Origin of the sequence: Serratia sp. BW106, assembly GCF_002607755.1 — a bacterium.
In the GTDB taxonomy this organism is placed as follows: domain Bacteria; phylum Pseudomonadota; class Gammaproteobacteria; order Enterobacterales; family Enterobacteriaceae; genus Serratia; species Serratia proteamaculans.
This window is the reverse complement of record NZ_MCGS01000012.1, coordinates 1-21,057: the sequence shown is the minus strand read 5'-3', so window position 1 is coordinate 21,057 and position 21,057 is coordinate 1. Positions and strand designations below refer to the sequence as shown.

19 protein-coding genes and 1 riboswitch are annotated in these 21,057 nt (G+C 56.7%); of the genes, 8 read left to right on the top strand and 11 right to left on the bottom strand.

Annotated elements, in window-relative coordinates:
- The first annotated feature begins 1 nt into the window (after position 1).
- From BEI65_RS10470 to BEI65_RS10455, 3 genes are all read left to right on the top strand, one after another.
- On the top strand, positions 2-1,162 hold the full coding sequence (locus BEI65_RS10470) for a glutathionylspermidine synthase family protein (RefSeq protein WP_099063267.1): 1,161 nt from the start codon (positions 2-4) through the stop codon (positions 1,160-1,162).
- A gap of 254 nt (positions 1,163-1,416) precedes the next feature.
- The gene (locus BEI65_RS10460; protein WP_099063265.1) at positions 1,417-1,980 is read left to right on the top strand and encodes a glucose-6-phosphate isomerase family protein; all 564 of its coding nucleotides are present in this window, start codon (positions 1,417-1,419) and stop codon (positions 1,978-1,980) included.
- Entirely contained in the window at positions 1,973-2,755 is a 783-nt protein-coding gene (locus tag BEI65_RS10455) for a glucose-6-phosphate isomerase family protein (RefSeq protein ID WP_099063264.1), read from the top strand. The genes BEI65_RS10460 and BEI65_RS10455 overlap by 8 nt, the downstream gene beginning before the upstream one ends.
- Positions 2,756-2,803: 48 nt before the next feature.
- Here BEI65_RS10455 and BEI65_RS10450 read toward each other — a convergent pair whose 3' ends face one another.
- From BEI65_RS10450 to BEI65_RS10430, 5 genes are read right to left on the bottom strand one after another with little or no spacing between them, the layout of a single operon-like run.
- Positions 2,804-3,625, bottom strand: coding sequence for a PTS system mannose/fructose/sorbose family transporter subunit IID (locus tag BEI65_RS10450; protein ID WP_099063263.1), 822 nt, complete (start codon positions 3,623-3,625; stop codon positions 2,804-2,806).
- A complete protein-coding gene (locus tag BEI65_RS10445; protein ID WP_085119282.1) occupies positions 3,625-4,425 on the bottom strand; it encodes a PTS sugar transporter subunit IIC in 801 nt (266 codons plus the stop codon). Before BEI65_RS10445 ends, BEI65_RS10450 begins: the two co-directional genes overlap by 1 nt.
- Positions 4,426-4,447: 22 nt before the next feature.
- Entirely contained in the window at positions 4,448-4,942 is a 495-nt protein-coding gene (locus tag BEI65_RS10440) for a PTS sugar transporter subunit IIB (protein ID WP_099063262.1), read from the bottom strand.
- Positions 4,943-4,951: 9 nt separating this feature from the next.
- Positions 4,952-5,380 carry a PTS sugar transporter subunit IIA gene (locus BEI65_RS10435; RefSeq protein WP_099063261.1) on the bottom strand — a complete coding sequence of 143 codons (429 nt, stop codon included), beginning with the start codon at positions 5,378-5,380 and terminating at the stop codon, positions 4,952-4,954.
- A gap of 5 nt (positions 5,381-5,385) precedes the next feature.
- The gene (locus BEI65_RS10430) at positions 5,386-7,155 is read right to left on the bottom strand and encodes a class I mannose-6-phosphate isomerase (protein WP_099063260.1); all 1,770 of its coding nucleotides are present in this window, start codon (positions 7,153-7,155) and stop codon (positions 5,386-5,388) included.
- 214 nt (positions 7,156-7,369) lie between these two features.
- Between BEI65_RS10430 and BEI65_RS10425 the strand changes: the two genes are divergently transcribed.
- Entirely contained in the window at positions 7,370-8,395 is a 1,026-nt protein-coding gene (locus BEI65_RS10425; protein ID WP_099063259.1) for a LacI family DNA-binding transcriptional regulator, read from the top strand.
- A gap of 15 nt (positions 8,396-8,410) precedes the next feature.
- Here the strand turns inward: BEI65_RS10425 and ygiD are convergent, their stop codons facing one another.
- The gene (ygiD, locus tag BEI65_RS10420) at positions 8,411-9,193 is read right to left on the bottom strand and encodes a 4,5-DOPA dioxygenase extradiol (RefSeq protein WP_099063258.1); all 783 of its coding nucleotides are present in this window, start codon (positions 9,191-9,193) and stop codon (positions 8,411-8,413) included.
- Positions 9,194-9,399: 206 nt separating this feature from the next.
- Between ygiD and zupT the strand changes: the two genes are divergently transcribed.
- Complete coding sequence (gene zupT / locus BEI65_RS10415) at positions 9,400-10,167, top strand: zinc transporter ZupT (protein ID WP_099063257.1); 768 nt, start codon at positions 9,400-9,402, stop codon at positions 10,165-10,167.
- A 66-nt stretch (positions 10,168-10,233) separates the two neighbouring features.
- On the opposite strand, the gene ribB is transcribed toward zupT, so the two are convergent.
- Complete coding sequence (gene ribB / locus BEI65_RS10410; RefSeq protein ID WP_099063256.1) at positions 10,234-10,887, bottom strand: 3,4-dihydroxy-2-butanone-4-phosphate synthase; 654 nt, start codon at positions 10,885-10,887, stop codon at positions 10,234-10,236.
- Between the two features lie 110 nt (positions 10,888-10,997).
- Positions 10,998-11,159, bottom strand: a riboswitch (FMN riboswitch).
- 145 nt (positions 11,160-11,304) lie between these two features.
- Here ribB and ubiK point away from each other — a divergent pair.
- Entirely contained in the window at positions 11,305-11,583 is a 279-nt protein-coding gene (gene ubiK / locus BEI65_RS10405; protein ID WP_012146986.1) for a ubiquinone biosynthesis accessory factor UbiK, read from the top strand.
- Between the two features lie 29 nt (positions 11,584-11,612).
- Here the strand turns inward: ubiK and yjeH are convergent, their stop codons facing one another.
- The 4 genes from yjeH to BEI65_RS10385 form a co-directional block, all read right to left on the bottom strand.
- Entirely contained in the window at positions 11,613-12,866 is a 1,254-nt protein-coding gene (gene yjeH / locus BEI65_RS10400) for an L-methionine/branched-chain amino acid transporter (RefSeq protein ID WP_099063255.1), read from the bottom strand.
- Positions 12,867-12,891: 25 nt separating this feature from the next.
- Positions 12,892-14,322 (bottom strand): bifunctional D-glycero-beta-D-manno-heptose-7-phosphate kinase/D-glycero-beta-D-manno-heptose 1-phosphate adenylyltransferase HldE, encoded by a 1,431-nt coding sequence (gene hldE, locus BEI65_RS10395; protein ID WP_012146988.1) that lies wholly within the window; start codon positions 14,320-14,322, stop codon positions 12,892-12,894.
- Positions 14,323-14,415: 93 nt separating this feature from the next.
- Positions 14,416-17,253, bottom strand: coding sequence for a bifunctional [glutamate--ammonia ligase]-adenylyl-L-tyrosine phosphorylase/[glutamate--ammonia-ligase] adenylyltransferase (glnE, locus tag BEI65_RS10390; RefSeq protein ID WP_099063254.1), 2,838 nt, complete (start codon positions 17,251-17,253; stop codon positions 14,416-14,418).
- 45 nt (positions 17,254-17,298) lie between these two features.
- Entirely contained in the window at positions 17,299-18,606 is a 1,308-nt protein-coding gene (locus tag BEI65_RS10385) for an inorganic triphosphatase (protein WP_099063253.1), read from the bottom strand.
- A gap of 280 nt (positions 18,607-18,886) precedes the next feature.
- On the opposite strand from BEI65_RS10385, the gene BEI65_RS10380 reads away from it, so the two are divergent.
- Positions 18,887-19,507, top strand: coding sequence for a TIGR04211 family SH3 domain-containing protein (locus BEI65_RS10380; RefSeq protein ID WP_012146991.1), 621 nt, complete (start codon positions 18,887-18,889; stop codon positions 19,505-19,507).
- A 123-nt stretch (positions 19,508-19,630) separates the two neighbouring features.
- Positions 19,631-20,875: a multifunctional CCA addition/repair protein gene (locus BEI65_RS10375; protein WP_099063252.1), complete on the top strand. Its 1,245-nt coding sequence runs from the start codon at positions 19,631-19,633 to the stop codon at positions 20,873-20,875.
- The last annotated feature ends 182 nt before the right edge of the window (positions 20,876-21,057 follow it).

Sequence of the window (21,057 nt, the reverse complement as noted above, 5' to 3'; positions counted from 1 at the left end):
CATGAAACGCGTTGCGATTACCGAGCGCCCGGACTGGCGCGAAAAAGCCACCGAATTCGGCTTCCGCTTCCACACCATGTATGGCGAGCCGTACTGGTGTGAGGATGCCTATTACCAATTCACGCTGGCGCAGATTGAAGAAATTGAAAACGCCACCGCCGAATTGCACCAGATGTGCCTGCAGGTGGTAGAGAAAGTGGTCAGCAGCGATGCGCTGATGACCAAGTTCCGCATCCCGAAACACACCTGGGAGTTCGTGCGCAGCTCATGGCGCACCAGCCAGCCGTCACTGTATTCACGTCTTGATCTGGCCTACGACGGTATCAATCCTCCCAAGCTGCTGGAGAATAACGCCGATACCCCGACCTCGCTGTACGAAGCGGCCTTTTTCCAATGGCTGTGGCTGGAAGACCAGATCAACGCCGGCAATCTCAGCCCGGAGTCCGATCAGTACAACAGCCTGCAGGAAAAACTGATCGAGCGTTTCGCCGAGCTGAAAGCACAACACGGTTTCGGCCTGCTGCACCTGGCCTGTTGCCAGGACAGTGAGGAAGACCGCGGTACCGTGCAATACCTGCAGGACTGCGCGCTGGAAGCCGGAGTCCCAACAGAATTCCTGTTTATGGAAGAGATTGGTCTGGGCGAAAAGGGCCAGTTTACCGACCTGCAAAATCAGGTTATCGGTAATCTGTTCAAGCTATACCCGTGGGAATTCATGCTGCGCGAGATGTTTTCCACCAAGCTGGAAGATGCCGGCGTGCGCTGGCTGGAGCCGGCGTGGAAAAGCATTATCTCCAACAAGGCCCTGCTGCCGATGCTGTGGGAAATGTTCCCGGATCACCCGAATCTGCTGGCCTCTTACTTTGCAGAAGACGATCATCCGCAGCTCGATCACTACGTCACCAAGCCGCTGTTCTCACGCGAAGGCGCCAATATCCAGATCGTGCAGAACGGTCAGGAAGTCGCGCGCGTTGATGGCCCTTACGGCGAAGAAGGCATGATCGTACAGCAGTTCCACCCACTGCCACAGTTCGAAGGCAGCTATACGCTGATCGGCAGTTGGCTGGTCGACGATCAACCTTGCGGCATCGGTCTGCGTGAAGATCGCGAACTGATCACCCAGGATCTGTCGCGTTTCTACCCGCACATCATCCTCGGTTAACACAGATTGGTTGATATCACGCTCAGACTACTGACGAAGCCCGTTATTAGGGAGAGCGTGCCGAAGGGGTCGTAGCGGCTTGCCCGCCGGAGTGCCCCTCGGTGCGCTAGGCCCGGGTATCTCGGGTTAAAAAACAACTTTTCATAAAACTCAGCGCGATAATATCGCGCTTTTTTTATGCTTTTCGTCTGGTGATTAATCGATTAACCTTTTATACTCGAAGCGTCTGTTCTCCTCGGGCGGAGCAACCAGATATGAAACTGACGTCCCTTATTCCACCGCAGGTCAACCTGGCCGACGGATGCTTTACCGCACCTGATATTCAACGCAAATCTACGACCCTGGGCAGTCTGGCGGGGATCTTTGCCGATCCTGCAGCATGGCGAGCGATGCCGGCAGAACTTGCCGTCTATCAGGTCGAAATGCTGCCTTCCGAGCTACAGGAAGGTGAGCTGTTTGTGGGCACCACTCACCTGCAGCCTGGCCGGGTGGGTAACGAATTCTTTATGACCCGTGGGCATTTTCATCAGCGCCCCGAACAGGCTGAGTTCTATTTTGGCCTGCGTGGCCAGGGTTTGCTGCTACTGCAACACCGGGACGGGGCTTGTACGTTGGAACAGGTTGCCCCCGGCAGCGTTCACCATATCCCTTCGTTTACCGCTCACCGCCTGATTAACACCGGTACTGAGGTGCTGTCCGCCCTGGCGGTCTGGCCAACGGTGGCAGGGCACAACTACGACGCACTGCAACCACAGGGATTCAAACTGCGGGTCTTTGCCGATGGCAACGGTTGGAAAGCGGAGGCGCAATATGAGTGACTCGATGCTGCAATTTGGCCTTGATGTGCGCATTAGCGACAACCCGATGGGATTCGGCTATGGCGATGAGGTGATTGGGCCATTGCCGGAAATAAGAACGCTGGAACAAATCCGCCGCTCCTTACGCGACCCTGACTGCCATGGGCCGGAACAGGTTTATGCCATCGCTATGGACGTCGCCAAACAACAGCATTTGGCGGAATTGAAGAAGCGCATGTTGCTGTTCGGTATTGTCACCTATGCCAAGGGCCAGTTAGGTCAGGAGCCGGTACGCAGCCAGGGCCATGTGCACTGCATCAGCGTACACAGCGGCTGGTCACCGCCGGAGCTGTACGAGATCTGGCGAGGTAAGGCCATTATTTACATGCAAGAACGGGTTGAGCGTGAGCCGGGACGTTGCTTTGCCGTCCATGCCGGCCCCGGTGAAAAGGTATTGGTACCGCCAGGATGGGCTCACGCCACCATTTCCGCCGATCCCAACCAGCCGCTGACCTTCGCCGCCTGGTGCGATCGTGAATATGGCTTTGAATACGATGCAGTACGTGAATACAAAGGGCTGGCCTGGTACCCGTTATTGCAGGGCAACCATATTATTTGGCAACAGAATCCACGATATCAATCCGGCAGGCTGCACGCCATCGGACCACGCCAATACCACGAGTTCGGCCTGAGCGATGCCCCCTTATACTCACAGTTTGAGGCCGATCCGGCACGCTTTCAGTTCATTTCCAAACCGGGCAGCGTAGCGGAAAAATGGCAACGATTTGAGCCGTGAAAGAGAACGGGGCGAATATATTCGCCCCTACGTGTAACTCAGGATAGCTTAAGAGAATAAACCGCAGGCTACCCCTGCCGCCGCCAATACCAGCAGCCCGAGCATCGCTTTCACCGGTGAAAGCCCGCGCTTGGCCATCAGGTACCAGGTCGCCAGCACCACGATCAACGGCATCAGGTTAGGGAAAATGCCGTCCAGCATTTGCTGCAGGTGAATATTTACCCCGTCTTTGGTGACAAACTCCAGACCTGTCCCCAGTTTGACGTAGCTCGCCGCGACGCCGCCCATGACGAATACCCCCAGCAGGGAAAGTGCTTCCCGCAGGCGTGAGGATTTGCTGCTGACCAGCATCTCCACCGAGCCGGAGCCCATGTTGTAGCCTTTCATAAACAGCCAGTAAGACCCCGGAATGACGATCAGGCTGAAGGCGATGATGTAAAACAGCGGGCCAATCACACTGCCACCGGCCGCCAGCGCCATGCCGATACTCAGCAAAATCGGGATCAGCATGCCCGGAACCATCGAGTCGCCAATACCGGCCACCGGCCCCATCAGCCCCACCTTGAGCGTGTTGATGGTTTCCCCGTCGATCGGCTCGCCATTGGCGCGTTTTTCTTCCAGCCCTATCACCATGCCGTTCACAATCGCGCCCAGCTGCGGCTCGGTATTGTAAAACGAGGTATGGCGGCGAATGGCCTCAATACGCTGCTGCTTGTCCTGATACAGCTTTTTCAATGCCGGCATCATACTCAGGCAGAAACCGTAAGACTCCAGGCGTTCAAAGCTCATCGATGACAGGTTGTACATCATCCAACTGCGCCAGCAACGACGCAGATCCTGCTTAGTCAATTTTGGTGTTGGCGTATCCATCAGAATTCATCCTCATCATCAGCCTGAGGCGCGGCCTGTGCGGCGGCCACCTGCGGCTCTGGCTTATAGTTGTAGTGAATCAGTGCCAGCAGCGCGCCGACAATCACCAGCGCCACCATATTCAGCTTGAGGAAAACAATGCAGATAAACCCCACCAGGAAGTAAATCAGCATGCTGTAGCTTTTAATAATCTGTTTAAGAAGGATGGCGATACCGACCGCGGGCAGAATACCGCCCACCACGTTCATGGTGGTCAACACCAGCGCCGGCAGGCTGTCCATAAAGGCGTTGATGTAGCGCGCCCCGAAAAACACCGCGATAAACGTCGGAATAAAACGCAGCAGGAAGTTGGTGACCTGCGGCCAGATGGCGCTATTGAGGTAAATTCCCCGTTCATCACCGCGCTCCACCGCCAGATCCGCACGGTGATTCCAGTAAGAATTGAGCACCATCATGGCGTTGAACAGCACGGTCCCCATGATGCCGATAGTCGCCGCCAGTGCGACCGCCACCTCGGTTCCTTTCCCGGAGAGAATACCCAGCGCAATCGCCGGGAACGCTACAAAGTTGAGATCGGCCGGCATCGATCCGCCCGGTGTGACCATGGCGATATACACCGCCTGGACCGCAACACCGATGATGATACCGGTCTGTACATCGCCGAGAATAGCCCCCACCAGCATGCCGGAGACCAACGGACGGCTGAGAATATACCAGCCTCCGGTCAGTCCCAGCAGCCAGGGACTGCTCAGCGCGCCGAGATAGCAAAGTATCCCGATAAGCGTCGCTTCAAACCACATAGTTAACTCCTGCCGTTCAGGCTTATTTGAGTTTCTTTTTTGCGTCCAGCCAACTGAAATGGCTGGCATCAGGGACTAAACGAAATTCGATGGCATGTCCGTGTTCAGTAAGAAAATCGAAGGCCTCTGCCTCTACCGCGCTCACTGATTGATTCGGGCCAATGGTCACCGTGTCCTTGCGGGCAGACATCGGCCCAACGTTGATTTTCTTGTTACGATTACCGAGATCGATCCCTGCCTCTATCAACCTGCGCAGCGTGACCGGTGATTTGCCAATCACAAAGTACTGCTTGTCGCTGGCGATCACCTTCGGCAGCTTTTCTATCGCCTGCTGCACGGTAAACAACCATACCCTGGTGTCTTGCACCGCCCCCTTCATCACCGATGACAGCAGTGGATCCGCCGCTACCTCATCATCGATCGCCACAATGCCGTCGCAGGGCAATTCCTTCGCCCAACGGGTCACCAGTTGACCGTGAATAACCCGGTCGTCGATACGAACAAATGAAATGGCCATATTCTCTCCTCAGAAATCGTCTGGTTGTGCCGTTACCGCTGGACGAGCAAGGGAAATCGCCTCAGCCCCCAGCGCTACCAGCTCCTGTGCCGCCTGTTGAACATCCTTTCCCTCCAGTAATTCGGCACTCATTAACAACATCGGAAAATTCACGCCGGTCACCACGGCCATCGGCACCGGGCTTTGGGGATCAAATGCGTGGCGGCAGGCCACGTTATAGGGCGTGCCACACAGCATGTCGCACAGCACCAGCACACCGTCGGCCCCTGCGCTTACCCGCTGCAATTCATCGGCAAAATCCTGTTTAAAGGCTTCAATACCCGCCCCTTCGCTCAGGGCCACATGGCTGGTTCCTGGCAGTTCACCGTAAACCATACCTGCGCTGCTCATCAGCGCCTCGGCCAACGGGCCATGGGAGGTCACTATCACTTTCAACATAATGCTTATCCCCTTACCCAGGCTTTAATGGTGCCCAGAGTTTTGCCCAGGCTGCGACCATGGGGGCTGATACGGTACGGCCCCACGGCGGCCGGTACGATAAAGGTTTCGGCGTAATGCACCACGAAGGGCGCGAAATGGCCTTCAGGGCTTTCAACTACCGCCTCTTCCCCTTCGACCAGATTCAGCACGTTCACCCGGCCTTCGGTATGGTGCAGCACCGGTTCACTAAACCAGTGACGCCGAGTTTCGATAAATTCCCGCTCGTGCAAACCGGTTCGCTCCTCCTGCCAGCCAGCACCTTCGGCAACTTGCTCAATGCGGTTCACCAAATGCTCCGTTGCCCAGGTGGTGTCGCACTGCCAGTTGATCACCTGCTCACCATGCTGCAGATGCACCGGGCGCGGTTGTCCATCTAATCCCAGACGACCCCAGTCCCACAGCTTGAAGGTGAAAATGTACGGCGTAGCGCTGATCTCCAGCACCATGGCGCCCGAGCCGGAACAATGCACCGTCCCCGCCGGGATCAGAAAATGGTCGTGTTTACGCGCCGGGAAACGATTCACGAAACGTTGATCATCGAAGGCTTTTTCACCTCTTTGCGCGGCGGCCAGATCGGCCATCATCGCCTGCGGTTCGGTGCCGTTTTTCACCCCCAGGTACACTTCGGAACCCGGCTCTGCCGCCAGGATGTAATAGCTTTCGTCCTGGGTGTAATGCATACCGAAATGCTGTTGGATATATTCCGTCAGCGGGTGCACCTGGAAGCTGAGATTTTGCCCGCCGACGGTATCCAGCAGATCAAAACGGATCGGGAATTCGGCGCCGAAGCGGGCATGCACCCGCTCACCCAGTAAGGGGTGGGGATATAACAGCACCAAATCCTGTGAGGGGATCTCGACCCGGACGTCACCAAAACGCATTAGCAGGCTGTTTTCCTCGGGCACGCAGTCAAAACACCATGCATAGTTGGCTGCCGTCGGGTCGAGATCGAACTGTTGTTTCATCCACTGGCCACCCCAAACGCCGGGGTCAAAAAACGGCACCACGCGGAATGGGCGTTGGGTTGCCTGCTGCAATCCGGCATGGAAAGCCGTACCGGTCACCAGCTTCGGTTGGCCGGCCTGGTTGGTGTCCAACACAAAATCTGCACGCTGTAGCAGTGGGGTTTTATGACGATCGAAGACTCGCCATTCCACGAAGAATGCACGCTTGTAGCGGCGCAGCACATCCTCGTCCACATTGGCCGCGCCCCAGTTGCCCAGTTCGCCGCGGCGAAAACGCTGCTGGATTTCCCAGCGGGCCATATCGGCATACACCAATACATCGGCTTCGGCGATCAGCGCCGCGCCCGGTCCATAAACCACCACCAGCCCACTGTCGACGCGCGCAATTTGATCGCGCAACTGCTGGACGCGCTCAGCATCAAAAAACTCGGGCATTTCATGGCACGACAACACGCCAAAAACACGGTCATCGGTTAAATTGCGCTCAATCATCGCGTGGATGTGCGGTTCATCGTATTTGGCCGATTCAGCATTGATGCTACTGGCCGGCTGCAGAGGCTTAATAAGATTCTCGATTAGCTCTGCCAGACTCACCCCATGGTAGCAATCCACTACCAACAGGGTTTTACGCAACCCGAGGGCGGCAATTTTGTGGCTGACGGCCTCGGTCACTGCCTGCCAGCCTTGCCAGGCGGCATTATCAAACCCCTGCACCGCCACTTCCGGATACTTGTCATAGCTGGTTGATTTATGCTGTTGCTCTGTCATATTCTTCTGCCTATGAACTGGATACATAGAAAAAGATTAATCGATTAACCTTCTGACAAACAGGCTGGTTAACGGGATTAACCTCTTAAAATCGATAATAACCCCATAAAAAACCGAGCTTTCGTGACATGAATCACGATTTATTGACGGAATTTTACGAAATAAGATTAATCGTTATACCTTGCTATGACCGTCGGCATCGACAGGAGATAAAATGAGCACGATAACTTTGGCGGACGTCGCCGCACACGCAAAAGTCTCCACCGCCACGGTATCGATGGTATTGCGCAACCGTGGCCGCATATCGGACGCCACCCGTAAGCGGGTACTGAGTGCCATTGATGAACTGGGCTATGTCTACAACCAGACCGCCGCTAACCTGCGCAATCGCAGCAGCAACCAGGTCGGCCTGTTACTGCACGACATCACCAATCCGTTTTATGCGGAGATGACCGCCGGGCTGAGCCAGGAAATGGAGCGTCACCAGTTGATGCTGTTTCTGGCCAACAGCGAAGAGTCTGCCGACAGGCAGCAAAAATTTGTCGACTCCCTGCTACAGAACAATACCAGCGGCATGGTGCTGTGCGCCGCCCGGCAAACTCCCACTCTGTTTTTTGAAACGCTGAAGCGCCGCAAGATACCGGCCATTATGGTGGTTCGGCCGGTGGCCGATGCGCATTTTGACTTCGTCGGCACCGACAACTTCCTGGGCACCCAATTGGCGACTCAGCATCTGCTGGATCTTGGCCATCGCCATATCGCCTTTATCGGCGGCTCCATCAGCTCAACCACGCGCGCACAGCGGCTGGGAGGCTACACCAGCAAGCTGCTGGAACACGGGATTATGGTTAAAGGGGAATGGATTGTGGACAGCGAGGCCAGCCAGAGCTCCGGTGCCAAGGCAGCAGAACGGCTGCTGATGGCCCACCCGGAAATCACTGCTGCCCTGTGCTATCAGGACATCGTCGCGTTGGGGGTAATGCAGACATTGCGCAAACTCGACCGTCAGATTGGCAGAGATTTTGCGTTAATTGGTTTTGATGATATTACCGAAGCCTCGCTGGTACAGCCGGGTTTGACCACCGTGTCGGTGGCCTCGCGCGAGATTGGCCGTAAAGCCGGGGAACTGTTGTATAGCCGTATTCAGGGCAATGATGAGCCGCCAAAACGTATCATCCTGCCGCCTTCTCTGGTGATCCGCGAGTCCTGCGGTTTTGCAGATAAATCCACGCCAGCCTGAGCTGGCGTGAACGTTCTAGCCGATCTGTACTGACAGCATGCTCAATGAGCTCATCTCAATGCCGTCCACCGGCACGGTTATCGGCTCCTCACCGTCCCAACCACCGAGCACGTACAGCAACGGCAGATAGTGCTCCGGCGTCGGGTTCGACAGCGCAGCGCCTTCATGCTGCATAAAGTTCACCAGCGGGTGGTTATTCCCCTGATAATTCAGGTTATCCCGCACGAACTTATCAAACGACGTTGCCCATGGATAAGGGGTGGCGTCACCCTGCCATTTCACCATCCGCAGGTTATGCACCACGTTACCGCTGGCAACGATCATGATCCCCTGATCGCGCAGCTCCGCCAGTTTACGGCCCAGGTCATAGTGATATTCCGCCGGTTGGGTACCGTCGATACTGAGCTGTACGACCGGAATGTCCGCCTCGGGATACATTTTGATCAATACGCCCCAGGTGCCGTGATCCAGCCCCCACTCACTGACGTCAGCCTTGACGTTGATCGGCGCCAGCACCTGCTGGATCTGCGCTGCCAGTTCAGGTGAACCGGGTGCCGGATACTGGGTATCAAACAGCGCCTGTGGGAACCCTCCAAAGTCATGGATGGTTTTCGGTTTTTCCATCGCGGTAACCGCAGTGCCACGGGTATACCAGTGAGCAGAAACGGCAACGATAGCCTTCGGACGTGGCAAGGTTTCACCCAACGTACGCCATGCCTGGGTGTAGCGGTTTTCTTCCAGCGCGTTCATCGGGCTACCGTGGCCGAGAAAAAGTGCTGGCATACGAGAGGTGTTCATACAGGATCCTTGGTTGGTCGCAATACATTATGTGAACCAGATTACGCCGTTTACCGCGCTAAAACAGCCGGATAACCATGATGATGATCTTCAATAAATTTGAATGGTTAAAACAATGGAAGCAATCAGCCAAATCCACTCGATTTATGCCTTTACTCTGTTAGTATCAGAAAATAAACAATAATTTCAGCATATAGGAGAGAGTTATGTCCGTACCACTGCTCCTGACCCTGCTGGCCGGCGGCGCCACCTTTGTCGGTGCCCTATTCGGCATTATTGGCCAGAAGCCCTCCAATCGAATGCTGGCATTTTCTCTCGGCTTTGCCGCCGGGATTATGCTGTTGATATCATTAATGGAAATGCTGCCAGCGGCGCTGCACACCCAGGGCATGTCACCCATGTTGGGCTACGGCATGTTCATGCTCGGCCTGCTGGGTTATTTTGCGCTGGATCGGATGCTGCCACACCAGCATCCACAAGATTTACTACAGAAGCCGCTCCAGCCGCACAACCTGAAACGTACCGCCGTGCTGTTGACGCTGGGCATCAGCCTGCACAACTTCCCGGAGGGCATCGCTACCTATGTCACTGCCAGTGCCGATCTGGAACTGGGGATGGGCATTGCGCTGGCCGTCGCCATCCACAATATCCCTGAAGGTCTGGCGGTTGCCGGGCCGGTATATGCGGCGACCGGCTCAAAGACCAAGGCACTGCTGTGGTCGGGAATTTCCGGTATGGCGGAAATCCTCGGCGGCGTGCTGGCATTTCTGCTGCTCGGCCCGATGATATCACCGGTGGTGATGGCGTCGATTATGGCGGCAGTCGCCGGCATTATGGTGGCGCTATCGGTCGATGAACTGATGCCGTTGGCGAAAGAAATTGATCCGAATAATAACCCGAGCTACGGGGTATTGTGCGGAATGGCGGTGATGGGATTCAGCCTGACGCTGTTACAAAGTGGCGGCATCGGTTAACCGTTTTTCAGCGACAAAAAAAGCCGCGTATGCGGCTTTTTTCATGTTCAGAAAATCAGTCTGATATCAGCTGGCTTTCTGCTCCTGCGCCTGACGGTAAGCCACCAGATCTTCGATGGTCAGCACGTGCATGTCATGCTGTTTGGCGAACAGGATCACTTCTGGCGCATGCGCCATGCTGCCGTCATCGTTGGTCAGTTCACACAGCACGCCGGCAGGTTTGAAACCGGCCATTGATACCAGATCGATCGTCGCTTCGGTATGGCCACGACGGCTCAGCACGCCACCCGGCTGCGCACGCAGTGGGAACACGTGGCCAGGGCGGTTCAAATCGCTCGGCTTGGCGTTATCGGCAATTGCCGCACGAATGGTGGTCAGACGATCGGATGCGGAAACACCGGTCGTCACCCCCTGCGCCGCTTCGATAGTCACGGTGAAGGCGGTCTGGAACTGGCTGGAGTTGTGAGTCACCATCATCGGCAGCTCAAGCTGCTGACGGCGTTCTTCGGTGAGACACAGGCACACAATACCGCTACCGTGGCGAATGGTCAGCGCCATCTGCTCAACGGTCATGGTTTCTGCGGCGAAGATCATATCACCTTCGTTTTCACGATTTTCATCATCGAGCACCATCACACCGCGCCCACTGCGCAATGCTTCAAGAGCGCGTTCTACGCGTTCTACTGGCGTGCCGAAATCTGAAAGTAGGGTCTGATTCATGGTAAAAAACCTCATTAGAAAATTATGGATTACCAGAACCAGGGCGATCTTGAGGAGTAGCTAGCAATAGCTAAAAAAATAACGCAAGCGGGCGCAAGCCCGGCAGATACCGTTACTCTCTCCCATCCGGACTATAACCGTCGGCCCCGGAATTACACCGGATCTGCTGACCTCTAACCAAACTGCAAGAAACTGGCTGAGCGCTCGCGGGCTTTCACCGTAAAAGGTGATTTACCGCCGGTGGGGACTTGCACCCCGCCCTGAGAATAAGCTTCTCGACTATAACGCTAATGATTAATCAGGGCAATTGGCAAAAGCACAATTCGGCCAGTGCCATGGAATGCGGTTAATAGTTTATCCGGCGAGCAACTCGCATTACACTAGGCGACAGCTAATAAACTCTGAAAGGGAAACGCCATGATTGACCCGAAAAAAATTGAACAGATCGCACGTCAGGTGCATGAGTCCATGCCTAAAGGTGTGCGTGAATTCGGGGAAGACGTTGAGAAGAAAATCCGTCAGGTGTTGCAGTCACAGCTCACCCGCCTGGATTTGGTCAACCGCGAAGAGTTCGACGTGCAGACCCAGGTGCTGCTGCGCACCCGCGAAAAACTGGCATTGCTGGAACAGCGTATGAGTGAGCTGGAAAGCAAGCTGAACGCCACGCCTGCTGCGCAACAGCCAGACGCCGAATAAGTTACCGTTAAGGGCGCGGCACCGCGCCCTTATTGCGGTTTGAACGCCGCCTGCGGCTTAAGCCGCAACACCAGCCAAATCAGCGCGAACATTGCCAGCGCATACAGACTTTTCCAGCCAATAATTACCATCAGCAACACACACAGCACCAGTCCTGTCGCCGCCATTAACCGCGAACGTCCGTGCAAAATTCGGCAACCCGCCAGCATGCACAGCAGGTAGATCAACACGAAGATGCCATTGGCATACACCAGCAGCGTATCCAGCGGTAGTTTCAGCGTATAAATCAGCAAAGTGAACAGCAAGCAACTCCCCACCACCGCGCTTAATGCATTGACCGGGGCCTGTCCGGCAGACAGCTTGGCCAGCGCGCTGGACGGACGATCCTGCGCCTGCGACCACACCAGCCGGGCGAAGCTTTGGGTATAGATATTCACGCTGGCGAAGCAGGCCAGATAGCCAATAATGCAGGCTACCCACAGCGCATGCTGACCAAACAGCTGCACCACGATACCCGGCAACGAAGCTGCCGCCGCCTGATGCTCACCGTAGGCATGGAAATGCAGCACCGCTACGGTACAGCCCCAGTACACTGCCCCGGCGACCAACATGCCAAACAACAGCGCACGCGGGAAATCGCGTTCAGGGTTACGGAACTCGGTCGCCAGATGGGCAAACGCCTCCAACCCCACAAAGCACCAGAACATCACTGCCAATGCGTGGAACAGATTGGGCGGGGAGATTTCGTCGATGGCCGGCCAGGGAATTTGAGTCAGTGAGATGTCGCCTCGCCACCAGATAGCGGCCACCAGCGCCACCACCAGAATAGCGATTAGCGTTTGAATATTGGCGCTGGAACCTGCGCTGCGCGTGCCTAAAAACCAAATCACCACCAGCGTGGCGATCTGCACCAACAGCAGGCCATTGGCGCTCCAGCCGAAAGTGGCCTGCCAAAAACCGGCGGCAATCTGCAACGCAGCGGGTAGCCCAACCGGGATCACCGACAAAAACAGCCAGCCGGTCACTTTCGCCATGCGCGGGCCAAAGGCCAGCCCGACAAAGTGTGCTGCGCCAGCGGCGCTGGGGAAGTGACGGCCTAAAGCGGCAAAGGCGATGGCGATAGGGAAGACCAGGATAATCAGCACCGGCCAGGCCCACAGGCTATCGCCCTGCGCCACCTGTGCTGCCAGGGCCGGAACGGCAAACACCCCGGTGCCCAGCAGTGAAGTGGACAATAGCCCAACGCCCTGCGCCAAACTCAGCTCTTGCTTTAGTCCACTCACTACCCACCGCCGTTTTCAGCGAGCGTTAACCACGCCCGTCTTTGATTGCCTTGATGATGTTGGTGGTCGACAAACCATCTTCAAAGTTCAGCACTTTGACGTCACCGCCGTTGGCCCACACCTCGGTGCTGCCGGCGATGTCTTCAGGCTTGTAGTCACCGCCTTTCACCAGCAGATCCGGCAGGATGTCGGCGATCAGTCGCTGTGGCGTGTCTTCTTCAAACGGCACTACCCAGTCCACCGCTTCCAGCGCACCCAGCACGATCATGCGGTTTTCCAGCGCGTTGACCGGACGGGTTTCGCCTTTCAGGCGCTTAGTGGAAGCATCGCTGTTCACCGCCACAATCAGGCGATCGCCCAGCTTGCGGGCATTGGCCAGATAAGAGACGTGACCGGCATGCAGAATGTCGAAGATACCGTTGGTCATCACCACTTTTTCACCGCGCTGACGTGCTTGCGCCACAGCGGTTTTCAACTGGGCTTCGGTCATCACGCCAAAGCCGGTTTCGGCCCGACCGCGTACCGCGTTTTCCAGCTCGATCGGTGAAACGGTCGAGGTGCCCAGCTTGCCCACCACCACACCGGCGGCGGCATTGGCCAGGAAACAGGACTCTTCCAGCGTGTTACCGGCAGCCAGTGCTGCGGCCAACACGCCGATAACCGTATCGCCGGCACCGGTAACGTCGAACACTTCCTGCGCCAGAGTTGGCAGATGCAGTGGCGCAATGCCCGGCTGCAGCAGCGTCATGCCGTGTTCGGAACGGGTAACCAACAGGGCAGAAAGCTCAAAGTCCGCGACCAACTTCATGCCGCGTTCAACCAGTTCGGCTTCGTCTTTACAGTGACCGACTACCGCTTCGAATTCGGACAGGTTTGGCGTCAGCAGCGTTGCGCCGCGATAACGCTCGAAATCCGATCCTTTAGGATCGATCAGCACCGGCACCTTGGCAGCCCGCGCCAGTTGGATCATGCTCTGTACCTGGCTCAGCGCGCCTTTGGCGTAGTCGGACAGCACCAGTGCGCCAATCTGTGGCAGCGCCTGTTGAATGCGCTCCAGTAACGGCTGTGGATCGACGTTAGAGAAGCCTTCTTCGAAATCGAGACGGATCAACTGCTGATTACGCGACAGCACGCGCAGCTTGGTGATGGTCGGATGCGTAGGCACCGAGACAAAATCACAGCGCACGTTCACTTCGTTCAGTTTGGCGCTCAGCGCCCGCGCGGCATCATCAATACCGGTCAGGCCCACCAGGCGTGAGTTAGCGCCCAGCGAAGCAATGTTCATCGCCACGTTAGCCGCACCGCCAGGACGCTCTTCAATGGTTTCAACCTTGACCACCGGCACCGGCGCTTCCGGTGAAATGCGGCTGGTCGGCCCATACCAATAGCGATCCAACATGACGTCACCCACCACCAATACCCCGGCGCGGCGAAAATCAGGCAGTGTAACTTTCATCCGATAACTCCAAAAAAGTACAAAATTTTAGTGGCGCAGATATTACCACAGACGTCTGTAATAGCTGCAAAACGTATTGCGCAACCGGCCTGCTCAGCCCAGCCACTTCGCCCAACTGGCGCGGACTTGTTCACGTTCGGCGACGAATTGCCCATTGCCGACCTTGCCGGAATGCTCCTGCAACGCCAGATGATGGATCTCATCGCGCATGGTGACGTAAGCCTGGGTCAGCGCGCGCGCTTCTTCTTCCGGCATGATGTCGTAATTGGCCATCAGCTCGAAAATGCGCACGTTATCAGACCAGCGCGTCAGGCGTGGTTCGGCCGCCGCATAGCCTAAGACCAGATACTGAGCAATAAATTCGATATCGGTGATCCCGCCCTCGTCGGCTTTGATATCAAACAGATCGCGCTGCTTGCTGCCAAGGTGATTGCGCATTTTCTCGCGCATCTCACGCACCTCGCGCTTCAACGTTTCCGGATCACGCGGTTTGCACAGGATCTCACGGCGGATAACGTCAAACTGCTGGTGCAGCAACGGATCGCCATGTACAACGCGCGCCCGCACCAGCGCCTGATGTTCCCAGGTCCAGGCCTCGTTCTGCTGATAATCGGCAAAGGCTTCGACGGTACTGACCAACATACCGGCTGCACCCGACGGCCGCAGGCGAGCATCCACTTCATACAAAATACCGGACGAGGTGCGGGTGCTGAACAGGTGCATCACGCGCTGCGCCAGACGCAGATAAAACTGACGGCCGTCGATGCTGCGATCGCCGTCGGTCATCACCTCCGGCGGACAGTCGAGGATAAACACCAGGTCAAGATCGGAACTGTAGCCCAGTTCCCAACCGCCCAGCTTGCCGTAGCCAATCACCGCAAAACCGCGCCCTTCACGCTCCTGCAAATGGGTCGGCTGGCCATAGCGTGCGACCATATCGTTCCACGCCTGCTGCACCACAGTATCGATAATCGCTTCCGCCAGATAGGTGAGGTGATCGCTCACTTTCATCACCGGCAACGCACCAGAGATATCCCCGGCGGCAATACGCAATTGCTGCGCCTGCTTGAACTGGCGCAACGCCTCCAGCCTCTGCTCTTCGTCGTCTTCCGGCACCCGCAACAGGTACTGACGCAGTTCGCTGCGGTAGGCATCCGGGGCCACCGGCTGATACAGCGTCGCCGGCTCCAGCAGTTCATCCAGCAGCAAGGGATAACGCGACAGTTGATTGGCCACCATCGGTGAAGCCGCACATAGGCGAATCAAATGGCTGAGCGCCGCATGGTATTCCACCAGCAGCTCGAGGTAGGTCGTACGGGTCACGATGCTCAATAGCAATTGAGTCAGTCGCAGCAACGCGGTCGGTGCATCCTGACGCGGACACACTTCCGCCAGCAGGCGGGGCATCAGTTGATCGAGCACATCACGACCGCGTGGGCCGATGGTGCGTTTGTCGACGTCATGACGAAACTCGGCAATGGTGCGCAGCATCTGCCTGCGCGCCTCTTCGTCCAGGTGTGGCGTCAACGGGGCCAGTTCGTTCTCTTCCAGCGCGTCCTGCCACAGACTGTGATAGTGCTGATAATCCGGATCTTCGCCAACGTCAGGGCTATCGTCGCCAATCAGGTCGTTAAATACCGCCCTGACCGCCTGCATATGGATCTCCAGCGCCGCCAGCAGTGCCGACCAGTCGTCGAACCCCATGCCCCAGGCCAGGCGCGCCTGATCCAGTTCATCCTGCGGCAGCGTTTGTGTTTGTTGATCGGCAATCGCCTGCAACAGGTTTTCCAGCCGACGCAAGAACAGGTAGCTGGCGCTCATCGCCTGTACCTGCTGCGGCTCCAGCAACCCCAGTTCCCCCACCGCCTGTAACGTAGGCAGCAAGGAACGGCCCTGCAACGCCGGCTCACGGCCGCCGCGGATCAGTTGGAACACCTGGGTGATAAATTCAATTTCGCGGATGCCGCCGGCACCCAGCTTGATATTGTCTTTTAGCCCGCGCCGCCGAACCTCACGGGCGATCATGCCTTTCATATTGCGCAGCGACTGGATCACACTGAAATCGATATAGCGACGGAAAACGAACGGTCGCAGGGTTTTGCGCAGTTCTTCGCTGTAAACGTCTTCTGAACCGCCCATCAGCCGCGCCTTGACCATCGCGTAACGTTCCCAGTCACGGCCCTGTTCCTGGTAATAATCTTCCAGCGCGGCGAAACTCATCACCAGAGGGCCGCTGTCGCCAAACGGCCGTAAGCGCATGTCCACGCGATAGACGAAGCCGTCGATGGTTTGCTGATCCAGCGCTTTGATCAACCGCTGCCCCAGACGGGTGAAGAACTGGGCGTTATCCAGCTCACGCCGCCCGCCCTGGGTCTGGCCATTTTCCGGGTAGGCAAAGATCAGATCGATATCGGATGAGAAATTCAGCTCACCGCCGCCCAATTTGCCCATCCCGAGGATCAGCAACGGTTGCGGTACGCCCTGCGCATTACAGGGAGTGCCCCACTCACGGCAGCAGGTTTGGTATAGCCAGTCGCGGGCGCTGACGATCAGCGTTTCTGCCAACCCACTCAGTTGCAGCAGCGTTTCTTGCGTGCTGCATTGGCCCAACGCCTGCGCCCAGGCGATCCTCACCAGCGTCTCGCGGCGGAACAGGCGCAGTACGCGCATCAGTTGCGCTTCGTCACGCACCTCTTCCAAATCATCCTGCAGCCAGGCTGCATAGTGTTGCCATTCGTCCGCCACCGGCGGTTGCTTGCGCAGCGTCGCCAGCCATTCCGGCTGGTTGAGCAACATGTCGCAGACAAAGTCGCTCGACGCCAAAACCCACTGTTCCTGATCGCTGAGCGCGCAGTCCGCGCCCTGAGTTTCCTGAAAACGCTGCACGATGTTCTGTGCCTGAGCCTGTAACGCTGCTGAAAGTGGCAACATAGTGAATGATCCGTTCTGCGGCCTGCGCCTCGCAAGCCAGCTTAATTAGCGGAGGGCGCCGTTTAACCAGAATGGCACCTGCAATAAGGCCTGCTTGCGGCTGCCTTCGTACCAGCCCTGACGCCGTTCGGCCACCGCCAGTTGCAACTCGCGCCAAGCGTCGATGTACGGACCGGTTTCGTCGTCAGGGTAAGCGCCCGACAGCAGGATAAATGCCGATACCTGACGCGTCAGACGCGGCAGTTGTTCCTCATATTCATCATCGTTCAACGTGCGGGTGAAGGCTTCTTTCAATTCCGCGGCGCTGCGCCCCAGCATAATGTCACTGAAACGTTTGAAGGACCCGTCAAGCTTGGCCTGCGCCTTGGCATCGATAAAGGGTTTCCAGGCACCGGTCACCAACCACGATGTGAGCGCCAACTTACATTGTAGATATTCCGCGCTGTAGCACAGCACCTGCGGTTGGGTGGTTTTATCAATCAACAGCGGTTCCAGTGCGGTCAGACGAGCGCGCAGATCGGCACTGGCCTTGCGTGGCACCAGACCACCGAAAATCACCAGTGCCTGGCGGATCAGCGCAATCGCCTCCATCACGGAACGACGGGCCTGAGTATCGCCGCGCAGCCACAGCTCTTCGTGATACTGCCAATGGCTCAAACCCAGTTCGAAACTGGCGATCATCCCCTGCTCAACGCTGGATTTGGCGGCCGGCTTCAATACTGCCAGCGGATGACGCTCACGCGGGACGTTGCCCTGCGCCAAATGATAGCCCCGCGCCGCCTTGCTCAGGTTGCCCTGACGCAGGCCGCCGTGCTCCGCCAGTGCGTTGGCCAGCGCCAGCAAATCGGTGGTGTTGCCTTCTTTCAGTTCCAGTTCGATCTCGCACAGTGCTTCACTCAGATCACCGGCTCGCACTTCACCCTGGTCAAGACCAACCTCAATCTCGCTCTTACCGTAAGTGACCACCCACTTCTCACGCACAAAGTCAGTGCGGAACAGCGGCTGCAACGCCTGTTCCAGCGCCTGAACATCGCAGTCTTGCGGCCAGATATCCGCCGGCAACCTATCCAGCGCCAGCTCCGGCGTGGCAATCGCTACATTGTATTCAGGACGCTGATGCAAACCTGCCACTACCTTACCGGCGGTTTTGATGGTCATTTCATAACTGTCGTCGTACCCACGAATACGCAGCCCCATATCCTGACCACGCAGGAAATTGTCGGCGGTTTCGAAATAAATATTGGTCAGTTTTTGCGGCGCGGAATGCTGATTCGGCCAGGCAGCCAGTTGCTGCGGCAAGGCGGCAACCGCATCCGGGGTAGCAATAAATTTCAGTTCTATTTCAACGGTCATAAGTCTTTTACACCAATAAGTTACGCATTCGCGTCAGCCTTCACGGCGGCGGGACTGGCCTGCCGCGTTCTGCCCGGTGACGCACAGTTGCCGTTATCTTACCGCGATTCCCGACGCCTTAACCCTGCTAACTGCAGAAAAAACCTGTTACGTTATAAAACACTGCGCAACTCACAGAATCTGCCACAGTAAGATAGTTCTCATTCCGGTTTTTGCGTTGCGTCGTCAGACTGAACGCTCTACTATCGTTCCCATAAATTCACACAGAAACGATGAACTAATGCAGAAATTACGCCTAATTTGCCTTGCCGTGCTGAGCTTCAGCATCACTTGGGGCGCACATGCCGAAGATAAGCGCTATATCTCCGATGAATTGAATACTTACGTCCACAGCGGCCCGGGTAATCAGTACCGTATTGTCGGTACCTTGAACGCCGGTGAAGAAGTGACCCTGTTGAGCGTAAATGACAGCACCAATTATGGCCAGATCCGCGATGCCAAGGGCCGCAATACCTGGATCCCGCTCGATCAGCTTAGCCAGACCCCAAGCCTGCGCACCCAGGTGCCCGCGCTGGAACAACAGGTCAAAACCCTGACCGACAAGCTGGCCAATATCGACAACAGCTGGAACCAGCGTACCGCAGAAATGCAGCAGAAAGTGGCGGGTAGCGACAGCACCATCAGCGGTCTGCAGCAGGAAAACCAGGATCTGAAAAATCAGCTGGTCGTGGCGCAGAAAAAGGTTAATGCCGTTAACCTGCAGCTCGACGACAAACAGCGCACCATTATCCTGCAGTGGTTCATGTACGGCGGCGGCGTAGCTGGCGTAGGCCTGCTGTTGGGTCTGCTGTTGCCACACCTGATCCCGCGTCGCAAGAGCAACAACCGCTGGATGAACTGATTTAAGTCACGTTCAGTTTGAGATCGGGCGCCTGCATGGCGCCCTTTTTATTGGTTTCGGCAGCGCATCGCTAATTGAGGTAATCTGATCCACAGAGCCTTTGGATAAATTCAGGAGTTAACAGTGAAGACTTACCTGGTCGGCGGTGCCGTCCGCGACAGCTTGCTTGAGATACCGGTGGTCGACCGCGACTGGGTGGTGGTGGGCGCCGCGCCGTCAGAGCTGATAGCGCTGGGGTATCAACAGGTCGGTAAAGACTTCCCGGTATTTCTTAACCCAGAGACTCATGAAGAATACGCGCTGGCGCGGACCGAACGAAAATCCGGCCAGGGATATACCGGTTTTACCTGCTATGCCGCGCCGGACGTGACGCTGGAAGAAGATTTGCAGCGCCGCGATTTAACCATCAATGCCATCGCTCGCAGCGCTGACGGTGAACTGATCGACCCTTTCAACGGCGTAGCCGACCTGCAAGCACGGTTGCTGCGCCACGTGTCCGATGCCTTTGGTGAAGACCCGCTGCGCGTGCTGCGCGTAGCGCGTTTTGCTGCCCGCTTCGCCCATCTGGGTTTTAGCATTGCCCCGGAGACCGCCGAGTTGATGCGTCAGATGGCCCACAGCGGTGAACTCTCAGCGCTGACGGCCGAACGGGTATGGAAAGAAACCGAGAAGGCACTGCAAAGCCAGAGCCCACAGGTATATTTTCAGGTACTGCGTGACTGCGAGGCACTGGGCGTACTGTTCCCGGAGATCGACGCCCTGTTCGGCGTACCAGCCCCCGCCAAATGGCATCCGGAAATTGATACCGGTGTTCATACCCTGATGACGCTGGCAATCGCTGCCCAGCTAAGCCCAGACGTGGATGTACGCTTCTCCGCACTCTGCCATGACCTCGGCAAGGGACAGACGCCAAAAGAGCTTTGGCCACATCACCACGGCCATGGACCTGCGGGCGTGCTGCTGGTCGAAGAACTGTGCCAGCGACTGCGAGTACCCAACCCGGTGCGCGATCTGGCCAAGTTGGTCGCCGAATATCACGACCTGATCCATACGGTAAACAAGCTGCGCCCGGAGACCCTGCTGAAGCTGTTTGACGCGGTTGATGTTTGGCGCAAACCGCAGCGGCTGGAACAGATGATCCTCACCAGCGAAGCTGACGCCCGCGGGCGTACCGGCTTTGAAAATAACCCTTATCCGCAGGGCGATTATCTGCGCCAGGCGTTTCAGGTGGCGAACGCGGTGTCGGTCAAAGAGGTGGTAGCCAGCGGCCTGCAAGGGCTGGCGATCCGCGACGAACTCAAGCGCCGCCGTCAACAGGCGCTGGCCGACTGGAAACAAACCCAGGATACCCCTCTCGATCAGGCATAAAAAAACCCGCAGTGCGGGGTCAGACTGCTAACAAAGTTCTTTACTGTTAAAAGTCCAGTTTTGAGGGCTAATAAAAACAAAGGATGATGTCTTCTGATTTACCCCAAACATCCGAAAACCACGTTTTTCGGGTGTTTGTCATCAAACTAACCCCGCAATGCGGTAACACCGATCGGTTAAGC